The 16,803-nt window shown below is 67.2% G+C and carries 13 protein-coding genes and 1 tRNA gene; 4 read left to right on the top strand and 10 right to left on the bottom strand.

Annotated elements, in window-relative coordinates; translation table 11 throughout:
• Positions 1-3: 3 nt before the first annotated feature.
• The 4 genes from LJ754_RS14395 to LJ754_RS14380 all read right to left on the bottom strand — a co-directional run bounded on the left by LJ754_RS14395 (position 4) and on the right by LJ754_RS14380 (position 4,502).
• Positions 4-2,079: a YhgE/Pip family protein gene (locus LJ754_RS14395; RefSeq protein WP_227927098.1), complete on the bottom strand. Its 2,076-nt coding sequence runs from the start codon at positions 2,077-2,079 to the stop codon at positions 4-6.
• Positions 2,076-2,726, bottom strand: coding sequence for an ABC transporter ATP-binding protein (locus LJ754_RS14390; RefSeq protein ID WP_227927097.1), 651 nt, complete (start codon positions 2,724-2,726; stop codon positions 2,076-2,078). Before LJ754_RS14390 ends, LJ754_RS14395 begins: the two co-directional genes overlap by 4 nt.
• A 152-nt stretch (positions 2,727-2,878) precedes the next feature.
• On the bottom strand, positions 2,879-4,300 hold the full coding sequence (locus tag LJ754_RS14385; RefSeq protein ID WP_227927096.1) for a dihydrolipoyl dehydrogenase family protein: 1,422 nt from the start codon (positions 4,298-4,300) through the stop codon (positions 2,879-2,881).
• A 126-nt stretch (positions 4,301-4,426) separates the two neighbouring features.
• Positions 4,427-4,502: transfer RNA gene (locus tag LJ754_RS14380), tRNA-Arg, on the bottom strand.
• 331 nt (positions 4,503-4,833) lie between these two features.
• Here LJ754_RS14380 and LJ754_RS14375 point away from each other — a divergent pair.
• Positions 4,834-6,717: a phosphoenolpyruvate carboxykinase (GTP) gene (locus LJ754_RS14375; RefSeq protein WP_227927095.1), complete on the top strand. Its 1,884-nt coding sequence runs from the start codon at positions 4,834-4,836 to the stop codon at positions 6,715-6,717.
• 109 nt (positions 6,718-6,826) lie between these two features.
• On the opposite strand, the gene LJ754_RS14370 is transcribed toward LJ754_RS14375, so the two are convergent.
• Both LJ754_RS14370 and LJ754_RS14365 read right to left on the bottom strand, forming a co-directional pair.
• Complete coding sequence (locus tag LJ754_RS14370; protein WP_227927094.1) at positions 6,827-7,279, bottom strand: hypothetical protein; 453 nt, start codon at positions 7,277-7,279, stop codon at positions 6,827-6,829.
• A 4-nt stretch (positions 7,280-7,283) separates the two neighbouring features.
• Positions 7,284-8,690 (bottom strand): phosphomannomutase/phosphoglucomutase, encoded by a 1,407-nt coding sequence (locus LJ754_RS14365; RefSeq protein WP_227927093.1) that lies wholly within the window; start codon positions 8,688-8,690, stop codon positions 7,284-7,286.
• A gap of 159 nt (positions 8,691-8,849) precedes the next feature.
• Between LJ754_RS14365 and LJ754_RS14360 the strand changes: the two genes are divergently transcribed.
• Entirely contained in the window at positions 8,850-10,988 is a 2,139-nt protein-coding gene (locus tag LJ754_RS14360) for a RecQ family ATP-dependent DNA helicase (protein WP_227927242.1), read from the top strand.
• An 18-nt stretch (positions 10,989-11,006) separates the two neighbouring features.
• On the opposite strand, the gene LJ754_RS14355 is transcribed toward LJ754_RS14360, so the two are convergent.
• From LJ754_RS14355 to LJ754_RS14345, 3 genes are all read right to left on the bottom strand, one after another.
• Entirely contained in the window at positions 11,007-12,584 is a 1,578-nt protein-coding gene (locus tag LJ754_RS14355; protein ID WP_227927092.1) for a phenylacetate--CoA ligase family protein, read from the bottom strand.
• The gene (locus LJ754_RS14350; protein WP_227927091.1) at positions 12,581-13,621 is read right to left on the bottom strand and encodes a hypothetical protein; all 1,041 of its coding nucleotides are present in this window, start codon (positions 13,619-13,621) and stop codon (positions 12,581-12,583) included. Before LJ754_RS14350 ends, LJ754_RS14355 begins: the two co-directional genes overlap by 4 nt.
• A gap of 127 nt (positions 13,622-13,748) precedes the next feature.
• The gene (locus tag LJ754_RS14345) at positions 13,749-14,591 is read right to left on the bottom strand and encodes an alpha/beta fold hydrolase (protein WP_227927090.1); all 843 of its coding nucleotides are present in this window, start codon (positions 14,589-14,591) and stop codon (positions 13,749-13,751) included.
• Positions 14,592-14,688: 97 nt separating this feature from the next.
• Between LJ754_RS14345 and LJ754_RS14340 the strand changes: the two genes are divergently transcribed.
• Both LJ754_RS14340 and LJ754_RS14335 read left to right on the top strand, forming a co-directional pair.
• A complete protein-coding gene (locus LJ754_RS14340) occupies positions 14,689-15,258 on the top strand; it encodes a TetR/AcrR family transcriptional regulator (RefSeq protein ID WP_227913217.1) in 570 nt (189 codons plus the stop codon).
• A gap of 102 nt (positions 15,259-15,360) precedes the next feature.
• Positions 15,361-15,948 (top strand): hypothetical protein, encoded by a 588-nt coding sequence (locus tag LJ754_RS14335; RefSeq protein WP_227927089.1) that lies wholly within the window; start codon positions 15,361-15,363, stop codon positions 15,946-15,948.
• Here the strand turns inward: LJ754_RS14335 and LJ754_RS14330 are convergent.
• Complete coding sequence (locus tag LJ754_RS14330) at positions 15,933-16,763, bottom strand: crotonase/enoyl-CoA hydratase family protein (RefSeq protein WP_227927088.1); 831 nt, start codon at positions 16,761-16,763, stop codon at positions 15,933-15,935. The genes LJ754_RS14335 and LJ754_RS14330 overlap by 16 nt on opposite strands.
• Between the last annotated feature and the right edge of the window lie 40 nt (positions 16,764-16,803).

Here is a 16,803-nt window from a genome sequence, read left to right as displayed (position 1 = left end):
AGGCTAGATGTCGATTTCCGGCTGCAGCGTCTTCAGCGTCCACAGCCGGTGCTTGCGCGCCGCCAGCAGGGACAGCAGGAGCCCGACGGCGGTGTAGGCCAGCAGCCCCGCCGCCACCGAGGTGACCTGGGCCAGTTCCCCGCCGTACAGCAGCTGACGCAGGCCGTTCACCATGTAACCCATCGGCAGCAGGTCGTGGGCCACGTGCAGCGGGGCGGGAATGGTCTGCCACGGGAAGGTGCCGCCGGAGGAGACCAGCTGCAGCACCAGCAGGATCAGCACCACGAACTTGCCCACTGAACCCAGCAGCGCCACGATGCCCTGGATCAGGGCCGAGAATGCCATGGCGGCCATCAGCAGCAGTACCCACGCCAGGACCGGGTGCGCCGGGTCCAGTCCGAGGCCGAACCGCACCACCGCGTACAGCAGGGTGGCCTGGACCAGGGAGACCACCAGGAACGGCAGCCAGCCGCCCAAGGCTATCTTCCACGCCGGAGCGTTGGATGCCAGGGCGCGGCGGCTGATGGGCCGCATGGCCTGGGCGAGCATAAAGATGCCCACCCACATGGCCAGGGTCAGGAAGTACGGGGCGAGGCCGGCGCCGTAGGTGCCCGCTTCGGCCTGGTCCACGGTGCTGACCGTTAGCGGATCGGCAATCACCGAGGAAGCGTTGGCGCGCTCCTCGTCACTGGGGTTGGGCACATTTCCGGCGCCCTCATCGAGCTGCTGGGCCAGCTCCGCGGAGCCGTCCTTCAGCTGGGTGAGCCCGTCCTTCAGGGTGCCGGCGCCTGCGGCAGCGGAGTCCGCGCCGTCGGCCAGCTGCCGGGAACCGTCCAGGGCCTGCTGTTCGCCGGCTCCCAGGTCACCGGCACCCGCAGCGAGCTTGTCCGCACCGGCGGCCAGATCCGACGCTCCGGTGGAAAGCTTGGCGGCGCCGGTGTTGGCGGCGCTGATGCCGTCGGTCAGCGGCTGCGCGCTGGCGGCCAGTTGCTCTGCGCCGGCAGCGACGTTCTCAGCGCCCGTGGCCAGCGTCTGCAGCTCTGCCAGCTGGTCTTGGCCGGCGGTTCCGGTCTGCGCGCCGGCCAGCTCCTGCTGGAGTGCGGCGGCCTGCGCGGGAGTGAGCACGCCGCTGGCCACCAGCCGGGTCACGCTGTCCGTGACGTTCTGCTGGGCGGCCTGCGTGGCTGCGGTGATTTTGCTGTTCAAGCCGGCCGTTGCATCTGCAACCTGCCTTGCCCCGTCAGCCAGCTGCCGGGTCTGCTGCGGCAGCGCAGCCGTGGAGGAGGAGAGCTGGCCCAGGCCGCCGGACAGCTGCCCCGCCCCCGTGGACAGCTCCTTGGCTCCGCCGGAAAGCTGGGTGGCGCCTGTGGCCAGGCTGTTGGCGCCGGTCACCAGCTGCTCCTGGCCGGACACCAGCGAATGCGCCCCGGTAGAGAGAGTGTCCAAGCCGGACTTCAGCTCCGCCGCGCCGGAATCCGCCGAGCCCGCGCCGTCGGCCAGCTGCCCCGCGCCGTCGGCGGCCTTCTCCAGCTGCGTGTGCACGGTGCTGAACCCGGTGAGCAGCTGGTTGGCCGTCTCCTCGCCCACTTCGGCCGCCACGCTGTCGTGCACGGAGCCCGTGAGTTTGTCCACGATGCTGCTGAGCAGGTAGTTGTTCGCGTCATTGGTGGTCACATGCAGGCTGGCCTGGCGGGCGTTCCCGAGATCCGACGCAGAGGCAAGGTTCGCGGAAAAATCCTCCGGGATGGTCAGCGCAAATTCGTAGGTGCCGTCCCGGACCCCGGTCTCGGCGGCGTCGGCACTGTCCACGATCTCCCAGTCGAAGGTGCCGTCCTCCAGCAGGTTCTCCTGCACGGTGGCACCGACCTCCAAGCGCCCGTCAGCGGTGTCGGCACCGTCGTCGTCCACCACCAGGGCGGCCTTGATGCCGTCCAGGTTCCCGTACGGGTCCCAGTTCGCATAGAGGTAAATGGCGCCGTACAGCAGGGGCACCAGGGACAGGGCGAGGATGGCCAGCTTCGGCAGGATGCCGCCGGTCATGCGTTTAAGTTCGCTCAGGGCGAGGCGGAAGACGGTCACGCGGACACCTCCTCGGCGGCGGCGCCGGCCGATACGCCGGCGGAAGCTGCCGGTCCGGTCCACTCTGCAGGGACCTGCGCCACGACAGCGACGGCGGAAACCAGCCGTTCAGCGGACGCCACACTGTCCGTGAGGATGGGCAGCCAAACGTCCGGATCCGCCAGGTGGCGGTCAGGGGAATCAAAAACCAGCAGTTCGACGGCGAAGTCCGCCAGCGCCAGCCGGACCAGCAGGTCCAGCCGGGCCGCCGGTTCCAGTTCCTCGATCCACAGCGGGCCCAGCTCCGCGAGGCCTTCGGCCGCAAGCCAGGCCCCGGCGTCGGCGTGCGGCCGGCTGCGGCGCGGAATCAGGGCCAGGTCCTCAGCCACCAGGTCGCGCACGCGGAAATGCCGCTCCGGTTCGTTTACCTCCGGCGAATCCACCAGGGCCGCGTGCCGGCGCAGGTTTTCCAGCCGGTCGCTGCGGCCCCAGGCCACGATGCCGGAGGTGGGACGCATCCTGCCGGAGAGCGCCAGGGCCAGTGCGGTGCGGGTGGACTGGTCATCCCCCTGGATCAGCAGCAAACCCCCGGCTTCCAGGCGCAGGGACGTCGGCGGCAGGAGCGCACTATGGCGCCCCTTAATAAATAGGTCTTCCGCACTGAGCATGGTGTCTTCGCCTCTTTGTCCTGGGATGTAGCGAGATGTCGCGCGCCTGGCACGCAGAGAGGCGCATCTGCCAACCTAGGTGAAACTGACTAGTCAGTGCAAATGACGGCGGCGAGAGGTTTGCCACACCGGCGGGGCCGAAGCCATCCGGGTCAGAGGCCGTACTTTTCCAGCAGCCGGAGCCACACCTCGCTGATGGTCGGGTAGGCGGGGACGGCATGCCACAGCCGGTCCACCGGCACTTCCCCGACAATGGCGATGGTGGCCGAATGCAGCAGTTCCGAAACGCCCGGACCCGCGAAGGTCACTCCCACCAGCACCTTGCGGTCCTCGTCCACCACCATCTGCGCCCAGCCCTTGTAATCGTCGGCAAAGAGGGATGAACCGGCGACGGCGATCTCCAGCGATGTCTCCGAGGCGTTGATGCCGTCGGCCCGGGCCTGCTCCAGGGTCCGGCCCGCCATGGCCACCTCCGGATCGGTGAACACCACCTGCGGGACGGCGTACTTATCCGCCGTGGCCGTAAAGCGGCTCCACGGTGCCGGGTTCACGGCATCCGTTCCCGCCCGGGCCACAATGGCATCACCGGTGGCGCGGGCCTCGTACTTGCCCTGATGGGTCAGCAGCACCTTCCCGGCCGCGTCGCCGACGGCGTACAGCCAGCCGCCGTCGACGCCGGTGGCCCGGCCGGTATCGTCGGTGTCCAGTTTCCGCGGATCCAGGCCCAGTTCTTCCAGTCCCAGCCCCGCCAGGTTGGGGTGGCGTCCGGTGGAAACGAGCAGCCTGTCTCCGCTGACCGTGCCGCCGTCCTCCAGCGTCACCTCCACGCCGCCGTCGTCGGAATTCCGGACCGAGGCAGGGGAGGTGGAGGTGCGGACATCCACGCCGGCCGAGCGCAGGCCCTCTTCCACCAGGGCGCGTGCGGGTTCGGGAAAGGACTTCAGCAGCGGCCCGCGGGCGAGCAGCGTAACGGTGGAGCCCAGCCGGGCGTAGGCCTGCGACAGTTCGACGCCGGCGACCCCGCCGCCGATAACCACCAGCCGGCCGGGAATTTCCTGTGCGGAGGTGGCTTCCCGGGTGCCCCAATAGTCGACCGCGTCGAGGCCGTCGAGCGGGGGAGCGGTGGGCGTGGATCCGGTGGCCAGGACGACGGCGTGCCGGGCGGTGATCTGCAGGGTCCGGCCGTCAGTGGCGGCCACTTCCACTTCGCGCGGCCCGGTTAGGCGGGCGCGGCCCCGCACCAGCTCGATTCCGGCACTGTGCACCCACTCGACCTGGCCCTCGTCGTTCCAGTGCGAGGTGAAGGAATCCCGGCGGGCCAGTACGGCAGCGGCATCAAGGGTGCCGGTGACGGCTTCCCGTGAACCGGCCAGGGAACGGGCCTCGTTCAATGCGGTGCCCGGGCGCAGCAGCGCCTTGGATGGCATGCAGGCCCAATAGGAACACTCCCCGCCCACCAGATCCGCCTCAACGAGGACGGCGGACAGCCCGCCTTGAACAACGCGGCCGGCCGCGTTTTCGCCCACGGCGCCGGCGCCGATGACAACTACGTCTGTATGCATGGTCTCAGTCATGGATTGAGCCTTGCATCACGTGCCGGGAGGGGCAACCCGGCGGCGGTATGGGGAGGCGCCGTGATTCGCACCGGGAAAACAAAAGACCCGGTCTGATCAAGTTTCCTTGATCAGACCGGGTCTGAGTGGTGCGCGCGAAGGGATTCGAACCCCCAACCTTCTGATCCGTAGTCAGATGCTCTATCCGTTGAGCTACGCACGCATAAGAACTACTCTATCAAACCTCTGGAGCCGATTTTCACCGGTGATTCTTCAGTTCTTCAAGACTCTTTCAAGTTCTTTCGTGGCTGTTTGGCCGTAGATAACTATAGCGGGCTTTCCGGGGCAACGCCAATTCGAGGAGGTGTCAGCTGCGTCACTAGACCGGTCTATGTGACGTTAGTCACACTGAAGTAGGGTGTGAACCACATTTCTCTTGGATTTCAGGGTCCGTCTCTTCCGGCGGCGGTAAAGGTGAGATCTTTGCCGCCGGAGCGGTCGGTACGGCGCACTTAGCATCAAAACACACCACTGACCCAACGAAGGGAAGAGTCATGGGCGATGACGCGCGTCAGCTAGTTCTCGATGAGAGCGGCGAAAACGCTGCCAGCCAGCCGCTGGACACAAAGGGTGGGGCAGCCGCCCCAACCACCCACCAGGCCCTCCTAGCGTGGGTGAACGAAGTTGCCGAGCTGACGCAGCCGGACCGCGTGTACTGGGTAACCGGTTCCGAGGAGGAAAACCGGTCCCTGACCGATGAACTGGTGGACGCAGGCACCCTGGTCCGGCTCAACCCTGAGACCTTCCCGAACTCGTTCGCCGCGTTCTCGGACCCGAAGGACGTGGCACGGGTGGAGGAGCAGACCTTTATCTGCTCCGAAAAGCGGAAAGACGCCGGCTTCACCAACAACTGGATGGATCCGGGCGAAATGCGGACCAAGCTGGACGGGCTCTTCGCCGGGTCCATGCGCGGTCGCACCATGTACGTGGTCCCCTTCGTGATGGGCCACCTGGACGCCGAGGACCCCAAGTTCGGCGTCGAAGTCACCGACAGCGCCTACGTGGTGGCCTCCATGCGGATTATGGCGCGCATCGGCACCGACGTGCTGCGCAAGATGGAGGAACTGGACGCTTTCTTTGTCCCGGCCCTGCATTCGGTGGGCTACCCGCTGGCCGAGGGCGAGCAGGACGTGCCGTGGCCGTGCAGCGACGAGAAGTGGATTGTGCACTTCCCCGAAGACCGTTCCATCTGGTCCTACGGATCCGGGTACGGCGGCAACGCGCTGCTGGGCAAGAAATGCTATGCCCTGCGCATCGCCTCGATCATGGCCCGGGACGAGGGCTGGCTGGCCGAGCACATGCTCATCCTCAAGCTCACTAGCCCGGAGCAGAAGGACTACTTCGTTTCCGCGGCGTTCCCCTCGGCCTGCGGCAAGACCAACCTGGCCCTCCTGGATCCCACGATCGAGGGCTGGAAGGTCGAAACCCTGGGCGATGACATCACCTGGATGCGGTTCGGCAAGGAAGGCGAACTGCGGGCCGTGAACCCGGAGTCCGGCCTGTTCGGTGTTGCCCCCGGCACCGGCTGGAGCACCAACCCCAACGCCATGCGCGCCATCGCCAAGGGCAACTCCATTTTCACCAACGTCGCCCTGACCGACGACGGCGGTGTGTGGTGGGAAGGCATGACGGATGAGGCACCGGCGCACCTGACCGACTGGCTGGGCAACGAGTGGACCCCGGATGCCGGGCACCCCGCCGCGCACCCGAATTCGCGTTTCTGCACCCCGATTGACCAGATCGACATGCTTGCGGACGAGTACCACTCGCCCAACGGCGTGCCCGTTTCCGCCATTCTCTTCGGCGGCCGGCGCAAGACCACCGTCCCCCTGGTCACCGAGGCCCGCGACTGGGCCAGCGGCATCTTCATGGGATCCACGCTCTCCTCGGAAACCACGGCGGCCGCGGCCGGCGCGGTGGGTGTGGTCCGGCGCGACCCCATGGCCATGCTGCCTTTCATGGGGTACGACGCCGGGGATTACCTGCGGCACTGGATTGAGCTCAGCGGCAAGGCCAACCAGGAGAAGCTGCCCAAGATCTTCCTGGTGAACTGGTTCCGCCGCACCGCCGACGGAGGGTTCGCCTGGCCCGGCTTCGGCGACAACGCCCGGGTGCTGAAGTGGGTCATTGAACGGCTCGAAGGCACCGCCGGCGCCGTCGAAACCCCCATCGGCTATGTGCCCACCGGGGACTCGATTGACCTCACCGGCCTGGACATGACCCCTGAGGACGTGGAGCAGGCCGTTCGGGTGGACCCGCAGGAATGGGCCACCGAACTGGACGGTATTGACGAGTGGTACGCCCGCTTCGGTGCCACCCTGCCGCAGGAACTGCAGGACCGTCTCGCCGAGCTCAAGGAGCGCTTCGCCGCAGCCTGAGACCGGTCAGCAGTACCAAAAACAAAAGGGTGGCCCCGCCGGAACCGGCGGGGCCACCCTTTTGTTTTGCTGTTTTGCTGCTTTGACCCGGCGTGATCCGGATCCGTTACTAGGCTTCGGGAGCCCAGACAATCCGGTCGCCGGATTCCCAGGTGGGCTCATTGAAGGTCCACTCGTCGCCGTCGTTGGAGTAGGTCTGGATGGCCGAAATGCATACACCTTCGGAGTGCTCGGTCACCACGTGGATGGCGTCCGTGTTTTCCTCCGGCAGGTGGATGTCGGAGAACACGGCCACGGCACGGTTCTCACCCTTCTGCTCGGTGAGCACCGTGTAGAGGTCATCGATCATGGCATCGGCGTCGAGGTCTTCGTCGCTTTCTTCCGGTGCGACGGCGATCATGCGCAGCTCGCCGTCGTTCTGGACCACCAGTGCGGCGGGCAGGAAGGCGCCCTGCGCCTCGAGCTGCTCCTGGGTGACGCCCAGCGCGGTGCCGAGCAGGGAGTTCAGGTCCTCCTGGACCTGTGCGGACGGTTCGCTGCCGTTCAGTTCAACATCAGCCATGTTCTTATTTCCTCACTAGTTCAAGTACGTGGTCGCGGACGCGCTCCATGGTGGGCAGGTCCTCTGCTTCAGCGTTCAGCCGCAGGAAGGGTTCGGTGTTGGAGGCGCGCAGGTTGAACCACCAGGCGCCGTCATCGGAAGTGAAGGTCAGCCCGTCCATGGCATCAACCGTGACGCCTTCGCGCTCGTATTCGGCGCGGACGCGGGCGACGGCGGCCGGAACGTCTTCGACCCGGGAGTTCACCTCGCCGGAGGAGAAGTACGGCTCATATTCGCGGGCCAGGTCCGAAAGGACGCGGGTCTGCTCGCCCAGGGCGGCCAGGACGTGCATGGCAGCCAGCATGCCGGTGTCCGCATTGTAGAAGTCGCGGAAGTAGTAGTGCGCGGAGTGCTCCCCGCCGAAGACCGCCCCTTCGCTGGCCATCACGGCCTTGATGAAGGAATGGCCCACCCGGGTGCGGACGGCGCGGCCGCCGTCGTGCGCCACCAGCTCCGGAACGGCGCGGGAGGTGATCAGGTTGTGGATGATCACCGGGGTTTCTTCGCCGGACGCCTTGGCGCGGGCGATTTCCCGGCGGGCCACCAGGGCGGTGACGGCGGAGGGGCTGACCGGCTCGCCCTTCTCATCAATCACGAAGCAGCGGTCGGCGTCGCCGTCGAAGGCCAGCCCAATGTCTGCGCCGTGTTCGACGACGGCGGCCTGCAGGTCGCGCAGGTTTTCCGGCTCGAGCGGGTTGGCCGGGTGGTTGGGGAAGGACCCGTCCAGTTCAAAGTACAGGGGGATGATGTCCAGGGGGAGGCCCGGGAGGATGGTGCTGCCCAGCACGGCGGGGGTGGTCATGCCGGCCATGCCGTTGCCGGCGTCCACCACTACTTTCAGCGGGCGGATGCCGGAGAGATCCACCAGGTTGCGCAGGTAGCCGGCGTAGTCGGCCAGCACGTCGCGGACCGAGATCTGCCCGGTCTGCGCCCCGGCGGGAATGGCGCCGTCATTCAGGTACTTCTCGGCGAGCGCCTGGATGTCCTTCAGCCCGGTTTCCGAGGAGATGGGTACCGCTCCGGCCTTGGCCATCTTGATGCCGTTGTACTGGGCCGGGTTGTGGCTGGCCGTGAAGGTCACGCCGGCGGCGTTCAGCACACCGCAGGCGTAGTACAGCTCATCGGTGGAGATGAGGTCCAGCAGCAGCACATTGGCGCCGCGCGCGGTGGCCCCGCGGGCAAAGTCGCGGATGAACTCCGGCGACGACGGACGCATGTCACCGCCTACCAGGACCGTCTGCCCGGCCAGGCCCTGAACGTCAACAAACGCGGCCCCTACGGCCTCGACGATCTGTTCAGTGATGGTCTCGCCTACGACGCCGCGGACGTCGTAGGCCTTGAAGGACGCGGAGAGGTCGAATGCATTGTTCACGTGGGCCAGTCTATAGGGGCGCCCAACGCGGCGGTCTTGCCCACAAGCCGATTCCTGTGCAGAAAACAGTCAGACGGGGCTGGGATAGTGGAAGGTATGGAACGCACGGATACGCACGGCACCCCCTTCAAGTCGGAACAGAATACGGCACAGGACTCGATGCAGGACGGGGCGCAGGACCGTGCCCCGGAATCCTCCGCACTGCACGCGGAGGCCGTGGAGTTGCTGCGCGCGCTGGTGGGCAATGATTCCGCGCAGTTCCACCAGGACCAGTTCGAAGCCATCGAAGCGCTGGTGTCCGGCGGCCGTCGGGCCCTGGTGGTCCAGCGCACCGGCTGGGGCAAATCCGCCGTTTACTTTGTGGCCAGCCTGCTGCTGCGCGCCCGCGGGGCCGGACCAACGCTGATTGTGTCCCCGCTGCTGGCCCTGATGCGGGACCAGGTGGCAGCCGCGGCCCGTGCCGGGGTGCGCGCCGAGGCCATCAACTCCGCGAACCAGCTGGAGTGGCAGGACATTTCCGCCAAGCTGGAAGCAGATCAGGTGGATGTGCTGCTGGTCTCCCCGGAGCGGCTGAACAACCCCGGGTTCCGGGAACAGCACCTGCCCGAACTGATCCGCCGCTCGGGGCTGCTGGTGATCGACGAAGCTCACTGCATTTCCGACTGGGGCCACGACTTCCGCCCGGACTACCGCCGGATCCGCAGCCTGATTGAGCAGCTGCCCTCCTCCGTGCCGGTCCTGGCCACCACGGCCACCGCCAACAGCCGCGTGGTGAAGGACATCGAGGAGCAGCTGGCCTCCGGCGGCGAAGACGTGTTCACCATCCGCGGTCCGCTGGCGCGGAAAAGCCTGCGGCTGGGGGTACTGCGGCTGCCCAATGCCCGCTCCCGGCTGGCCTGGCTGCTCACCCACATTGACGACTTGCCTGGCAGCGGCATCATCTACGCCCTGACCGTCTCCGCCGCTGAAGACACCGCCAGGCTGCTGCAGAAGGCCGGGCACCCGGTCCTGGCCTACACCGGGCGGACCGATCCGGCGGACCGGGAGGAAGCCGAAGCGGCCCTGAAGGAGAACCGGGTCAAGGCGCTGGTGGCCACCAGTGCGCTGGGCATGGGCTTTGACAAGCCGGACCTGGGGTTTGTCCTGCACCTGGGCGCCCCGTCCTCCCCGGTGGCCTACTACCAGCAGGTAGGACGTGCCGGCCGCGGCACCCCCAATGCCGACGTGCTGCTGCTGCCCGGTGCTGAGGACCGCGACATCTGGCAGTACTTCGCCACCTCCTCCATGCCCGCGGAAGGACCCGCCAGCGCGGTGCTCGCAGAGCTGGCCGGCGGCACGGTGCTTTCCACCGGTGTGCTGGAGACCCGGGTGAACCTTAAGCGCTCGCCGCTGGAGCTGCTGCTGAAGGTCCTGGCCGTGGACGGCGCCGTGGAGAAGGTGTCCGGCGGCTGGCGGGGCACCGGCCAGCCCTGGCATTACGACCGCGAACGCTACGAACGCATTGCCGCCGCCCGGGTACGCGAGCAGCAGGCCATGCTCGATTATGAAAGCACCACCGGCTGCCGCATGCAGTTCCTCTCCGAACAGCTGGACGATCCGGCCGCGGCGCCGTGCGGGCGCTGCGACAACTGCGCCGGGCGCTGGTTCGCCGACGACGTCGCTGCCGAGGCCACCGAGAACGCCGGCAGTGCGCTGAGCAAAGTGGGCGTGGAAGTGGATCCGCGCGGCATGTACCCCTCCGGCATGGACCGGCTGGGGGTGCCGGTCAAGGGCAAGATCAAACCCGGACAGGCGGTGTCCTCCGGCCGCGCGCTGGCCCGCCTCACGGATCTGGGCTGGGGCGGACGGCTGCGGGAGATCTTCGCTCCCGGCGTCGAGGATGCCCCGGCCGATCCCGCCCTGGTCAACGGCTGCGTGCAGGTGCTGGCGCAGTGGGGCTGGGAGCAGCGGCCCGTGGCCATAGTCAGTGTTCCGTCCCGGTCCCACCCGCAGCTGGTGGACTCCCTGGCCCGCGGCCTGTCCGAGCTGGGCCGGATCCCGTATCTGGGCGCGCTGCTGGCCCCGCACGGCGGGCCCACGGGCGGCCCCGGCGGCAACAGTGCCTTCCGGCTGGCCGCGGTCTGGGACCAGTTTGCTGTTTCGCCCGAGGGCGCAGCCTGGTTCGCGGCCAACCCGGGACCGGTGCTGCTGGTGGACGATTTTGCGGACAGCCGCTGGACCCTGACCGAAGCGGGCCGGGTGCTCCGCGAGGCCGGGGCTGAATCCGTGCTGCCCTTTGTGCTGGCGCTGAAGGCCTAGGCGGGTTGCGGGAATCGGCTAGGGCTGCGCCGCGTAGGACAGATCCAGGTCCCACTGCGTGGCTTCATCCCCGTCCAGCTGCCATACGTACTCGTTCTTGAGCTTGCGCCCGTCGGCGGTGAAGGGGCCGGTCCGGAAGTCGTAGAAGGCCACCGTGGGCAGGGATGAAGCGGGGGAGGTGCGGATGGCGTTGTTGAAGTCCCCGTTCATCCGGCGCAGCTCGGCGAGCACGTGCGGACGGAACCGCTCCGTGTCGAGCGCCCCGGATGCGGTTGCCTGTTCGGTCAGCTGCAGCGCAATGTGCAGCTGGCGGTTGCCGCCGTCGTCCTCATAACTGATGAGCCGGTGGTTTTCCACGGCGTCGAGCAGCGCCGGCTCGTTGTAGATGACGTCCCGCAGGGCATCAGGGGCCACCACGGCCCCGTTGAAGTCCACCGACAGGTCAGAACGGCCGTAGTGGAAAAGCAGTGGCAGGTCCAGCAGCTGCTCGCGCAGCACGTCGTGGAGGCCGTACTCGCGCAGCACCGGCAACAGGTCCCGCACCCGCATCACATGGCCGCGGTCATGGATGTTGTAGCGGATCCGGGGGTTGATGTTCTCCCGCCGGACAATCGTCACCAGCAGTTCCCCGGCGTCGTTGGTCTCGATCAAATAGCCGTACGGGTTGAACTGGAAGATCATCGGCAGGACGCCGTACTCGTGCTGCTTGGTGATGCGCGCGGCCAGTTCCGGATGCCGGGCCACGGCCTGGCGCAGCGCCACGGAAAAGTCCGTTTCAATGGCCAGGTTGATCTCCAGGTCGGACGCCCCGTAGGAACCAAAGGCACCGTGCGTGTAGCGGTTAATGTGGGCGCGCATGTTCTCGCTGATGCCTTCACCGCCAAAGGCGGCAACTATGTCGTAGTCCTGCCAGTCCAGCCGGGGGTCCTCGAAGAGGGCCTTCAGGAAGGGCGGGTAACTGAGGATGATGTAGGTGAAACCCGGGCCGAACTCCCGCATGGTCTGAATGATCTTGTCCTTGTCCGGACCGATCGACTTGATCATAGTGACGTCGGTCAGCGACGAGGTGACGTTCATGCCGGTGGCCCACGCACCCAGGGAGAACGCATTGAGCACAAAGGGCTGCTTGTCCAGCTCGGCGGCGGTCCGGGCAAAGCCCAGCTGCAGCAGCTGCCGGGTGGCCTCGCGCTCGTCGGGACCCCGGACCCAGCTGGTGGGCACCCCTGAGCTGCCCGAGGATTCATCAACCACCACGCCGCGGCGGGGGAGTTTGCCGCCGATGCAGCGCTCGGCGGTGGTCCACGGGCGGATGTAGCTGTCCTTATCCATTTCCGGGATCTGCGCGAACTCGTCGCAGACCTTGCCGTTGCCGGTGAGCCGGCCCGGGAAGTCCTGCTTGGCCAGGAACTCCCGGTAAGCGGGAACCTTGCGGGCCGCCAGTTCAAAGGTGCGCCACGCTCGCCAGCGGCCCATGGTCCAGCGGAACGATTCGATTCCGGGCAGCAGGAGCAGCTTGTGGGTGGCAACCCGAGGCATAAAGAGGCGCACAAAGCGTTCCTGCACGGCAACAAAGGCGAAGATCAACAGCTTTTTCACGGATGCAGCTCCTGGACGGGGTCAACGATCATGGCAGAAGCAGGGCGCCGGTGCGCCGGGGGTGGCGGGGTGCTGTGGCCAAACCGGAAGAGCATCCAGGCCATCCGCCCGTTACCCTCGGTTGCTCCTGCAGCTTGTACGAACTCGGTGTGCGAGCGAGGGTTGGTGATAACGGTGCCGAACGGATGCAGGTATACATTCCGGCGGGTGAAACCCAGCCAGATCTGCATAAACGTGCGCCCCGCCGCCACGTAGTCGGCGGGTCCGTTGAAGGGCCCCTCCAACCAGCCCAGCTGGCGCACGCCCCGCATGGTGTTCAGATAGATCCGGCGGATGAGCGCCCCGATCACCGGTGCTTCCCACAGGCCCCGGTGGTGCATGGCGAAACGCAGCACCGGCCCGGGCATCAGCATGGTTTCCGCACTGAGGCCGTCACCGCTCTCCCGGGCTTCGGCGCGGGAGAAGCGCAGCCACGTGAGGATTTCGCGGTGCACGGCGTCTTTGCGCAGATCGTCGAACAGGGTGGCTTGGTTGATGTGCACCACCTTGCGGATGAGGGCGGCGTCGCTGGTGCTGCGGAATTCCTGCCCGTGCCGGCGTGCCGTGGCCTCGGCCTCCTCGACAGCGGCGGGTGCCACCATGGTGTTGTCATACGGCCGGCGGGAGGTCTGCCGTGCCTGGAAGGCCTCGAAGGAGGCCACATCCTCCGCGTCGGGAGGCCGCGGCACCAGGGTGAGGTCACCGATGAGGTGAAGCCGGTCCGCGGCCCCGAAGTCCATGTCATGGTGGTGGAGGTCTTCACGGACGTCATATCCGCGGACCCGCGCGCACACACGGACAGATTCCAGGAAAACCCCTGCGCATACATGGCCGAACGGTATGCCAAAGGACTCCGCGGGCAGCCCCAGGTCCAGGTCGTAGTAGACCGTGGCCTCGGTCGGGCTGCGCAGCTGGATCTTCATCGGCTGTGAGTTGTGCGGTGACGGATATCGGTGGGCGTCCTCAATGATGGCCCCCCATGCATCGGATGCGAACATGCCCACACCATACTGTGAGCTGCCCCATGCCGTGCTTTATTCGGTGGGCGGTTCGGCCAAAACAGCGGCAGCGGGCCGCACACGCGTCCCGCTGCCGCTGCCGGTCAGAGCCGGATTTGGCGCGGCGCTACTTGCCGGCGAAGCCCAGCAGCGCCTCGTTGACCTCGGCAGCGTGGGTCCACAGCAGGCCGTGCGGCGCGCCGTCGATCTCCACGTAGTCCGCTTCCGGCACCAGCTTGCGGAACCGGCGGGCAGTGGCGTCGATCGGCAGGATGTTGTCCGCCGTGCCGTGCAGGATCAGCACGGGCTTGCCGCTCTCGCGGACGGCGTCGACGTCGGCGCGGAAGTCTTCGATCCAGGTGGGCACTACCGCGTAGGCGGCAACCGGTGCGCTGCGGGTGGCCACGTTCCAGCTGGCGGTGACGGCCTCCTGGCTGATCCGGCTGCCCAGGTTCTCCTCCAGGTTGTAGAAGTCGGAGAAGAAGTTGGTGTACCAAGCGAAGCGGTCTGCCCGGGCGGCTGCTTCAATCCCGTCGAAGACTTCCTGCGGGACACCTTCGGAATTGTCCTCCCGGGCCACCAGGAACGGTTCGAGGGAGGCGAGGAAGGCAAGCTTGGCGATGCGCTCGGAACCGTGCCGGGAGACATAGCGCGCGAGTTCGCCGGTGCCCATGGAGAACCCGACAAGGATCACGTTGTGCAGGTCCAGGGTTTCCAGCACGGTATTCAGATCTGCTGCGAACGTGTCGTAGTCGTAGCCCGAGCCGGCCTTGCTGGACTGGCCGAAGCCACGGCGGTCGTAGGTGATGACACGGTAGCCGGCGGCGAGCAGTTCGCGGGTCTGGCGCTCCCAGCTGGAGCCGTCCAGCGGGTAACCGTGGATCAGCACAACCGGCTGGCCTGTGCCCTGGTCTTCGTAGTAGAGGTGGGTGGTGGTGCTGTTCTCGGTGCCTGCGGCGATGTAACCCATGATGGACTCCTCTTTTCGGTCCCGCGAGAACGATCGTTCTCACGGTGTGAACTAGACAATAGAGAACGTTCGTTCTCGCGTCAAGTAGACTGGAGATATGACGAACGAAGACATTGCGGAGCGCGTCCTTTCGGCAGCCGATGACCTGTACTACCGCAAGGGATTCGCTGCCGTCGGGATGGACGAGCTGCGTACTGCCGCGGGCGTTTCACTACGGCGGCTGTACTCCCTGTATCCGTCGAAGGACGACATTATTTCCGCAGTGCTCCGGCGTAAACACGAGGAATGGGAATCAGCGGTTGAGGCACGCGTAGCCGTGGCAGGGGAGGCCCCGCGAGAGCGGCTGCTGGCCGTCTACGACTACCTGCAGGACTGGTTCTGTACCGGGAATTTCCGCGGCTGCGCGTTCATCAACGCCTTCGGTGAACTGGGCGGGACCAATCCTGCAGTGGCCGCCCTCGCACGGGAACACAAGCAATCCTTCCAGCGGTACATGGCCGGCCTGGCCCGGGACCTCGGCGCCACGGAAACCCTGGGGGCACAGCTGGCGATCCTGGCCGAAGGGGCCCAGAGCACGGCTGCCATAGCGGGGGATTCCGCGGCCGCGGTGCAGGCCCGTGCCGCCGCGGAAGTCCTGATCGACGCCGCCCTGCGGCCTGCCGCCTGACTGTTCCGCTCTACGGCCGGGGTTCCGGCGGGGCACCAGGCCGGGGCATGCTAGATTTCCCGGAACCCCGGTATCCAACCGGGCCGCAGACCGGGGGACGGCATGGCCGCAGCATCTAACACGCGCATCGTCACGGCAGGCACAGCGGATGCTCGTCCGGCGGACCGACGGGCGGGCCGGTACCTGTCCGCAGCGACCGGAATAGGCGCGCTGCTGGGCACGGCCTGGCAGCTTGCCGGGGCCCGCAGGCTGCCCTTCCTCCCGCAGAACTGGGCCGGTACTCAGCTGATGAGTTTCGGCGCCGGTATCCTGGCCGCGGCACTGCTTCTCGCCGCCTGGTTCCTCACCGCCCGGGCGGAAACCCGGCAGGGCATCCGGGTCCAGCGTGGAGCCATGGCCGCACTGGCTGCACTGGCCGTCCTGTGCATTCCCTTTACGCCGGACCTGGTCTTCAGCCCGGTGTTCGGCGGAGCGCTGATTCTCCTGGCCCTGCGTACGCGGGAGGCACTGACCGCCGCGCTCGGCCTGACGGCACTGGCTGCCGCCGTGGTCCTGGCATTTTGCCCGTCCCTGACCGGCGCGGCACTCATCCCGGCCCTCACCGCGGCGGCCGCCGTCGCCGTCGTTGTGCGGCTAGGAATCACCCGTGACGAGCCGCGCCGGGACCGTGCCGGCTACTCCCCGCGGTAGACCGGCGGGCGGCGCTCAGCGAACGCGGCGGTGGCCTCACCGAAGTCGCGGCTGGCCAGGAACGCGGTGTTCCAGACCTGGACATAGTCCAGGCCGTCCTGCACCGGTCCCTGCGTCCGCCGGTTCATCACCTGTTTGACGCCCTGCACTACCAGCGGGGGATTGGCCGCCACTGCGGCGGCCAGTTCACGGCCGCGTGCGACGACGTCGTCCGCCAGTTCCGTGACCAGCCCCAGTGCATAGGCGCGGGCGGCGTCAAAGTCCTCGCCGGTCAGGGCCAGGTGCCGGGTGGCTCCCTCGCCGATGATGGCCGGCAGCCGCTGCAGGGAGCCCAGATCCGCAACAATGGCCACTTTGACCTCCCGTACGCTGAACCGTGCGGCAGGGGAGGAAATGCGGATGTCCGCTGCCGCAATCACGTCAATGGCGCCGCCAATGCACCAGCCGTCCACTGCGGCAATGACGGGCTTGGCGCAGCGGGCCAGCGAGCTCACCGAGTCCTGGAGGGCCTTGATCCGGCGGCGGAAATCCTCGCGCAGTTTCGCGTCCATCCCGCCGGCAGCCAGCATCGGGGCGAAGACCGGGGCCATGGCCGGGAGGTCCAGGCCGTAACTGAACGTGCCGCCGGAACCGTAGAGCAGCACGGACCGGACGCCGTCGTTGGTGCTCAGCGCATCAAACACCTCGGGCAGTTCGGTCCAGAAGTCCGGCCCCATGGCGTTTCCCTTGGACGGGCCGATCAGCTGCACTTCCGCCACCTCGTCCCGGATGTCGACTCGGAGGGACCGTAACTGGGTGGTGGTGCTGGCTGTCATGGCATCTCCGTTGATAGGCCGTGGCTGTGGTGAACGTCAA

Origin of the sequence: Arthrobacter sp. zg-Y40, assembly GCF_020731535.1 — a bacterium.
Taxonomy (GTDB): Bacteria; Actinomycetota; Actinomycetes; order Actinomycetales; family Micrococcaceae; genus Arthrobacter_B.
This window is presented reverse-complemented; position numbering and strand designations above follow the sequence as displayed.

Bases quoted from the DNA above. Each gene is read 5' to 3' on its own strand.
- LJ754_RS14390 (WP_227927097.1), bottom strand. From the start codon at position 2,726: ATGCTCAGTGCGGAAGACCTATTTATTAAGGGGCGCCATAGTGCGCTC.
- LJ754_RS14385 (WP_227927096.1), bottom strand. From the start codon at position 4,300: ATGACTGAGACCATGCATACAGACGTAGTTGTCATCGGCGCCGGCGCC.
- LJ754_RS14375 (WP_227927095.1), top strand. From the start codon at position 4,834: ATGGGCGATGACGCGCGTCAGCTAGTTCTCGATGAGAGCGGCGAAAAC.
- LJ754_RS14370 (WP_227927094.1), bottom strand. From the start codon at position 7,279: ATGGCTGATGTTGAACTGAACGGCAGCGAACCGTCCGCACAGGTCCAG.
- LJ754_RS14360 (WP_227927242.1), top strand. From the start codon at position 8,850: ATGCAGGACGGGGCGCAGGACCGTGCCCCGGAATCCTCCGCACTGCAC.
- LJ754_RS14350 (WP_227927091.1), bottom strand. From the start codon at position 13,621: ATGTTCGCATCCGATGCATGGGGGGCCATCATTGAGGACGCCCACCGA.
- LJ754_RS14345 (WP_227927090.1), bottom strand. From the start codon at position 14,591: ATGGGTTACATCGCCGCAGGCACCGAGAACAGCACCACCACCCACCTC.
- LJ754_RS14340 (WP_227913217.1), top strand. From the start codon at position 14,689: ATGACGAACGAAGACATTGCGGAGCGCGTCCTTTCGGCAGCCGATGAC.
- LJ754_RS14335 (WP_227927089.1), top strand. From the start codon at position 15,361: ATGGCCGCAGCATCTAACACGCGCATCGTCACGGCAGGCACAGCGGAT.
- LJ754_RS14330 (WP_227927088.1), bottom strand. From the start codon at position 16,763: ATGACAGCCAGCACCACCACCCAGTTACGGTCCCTCCGAGTCGACATC.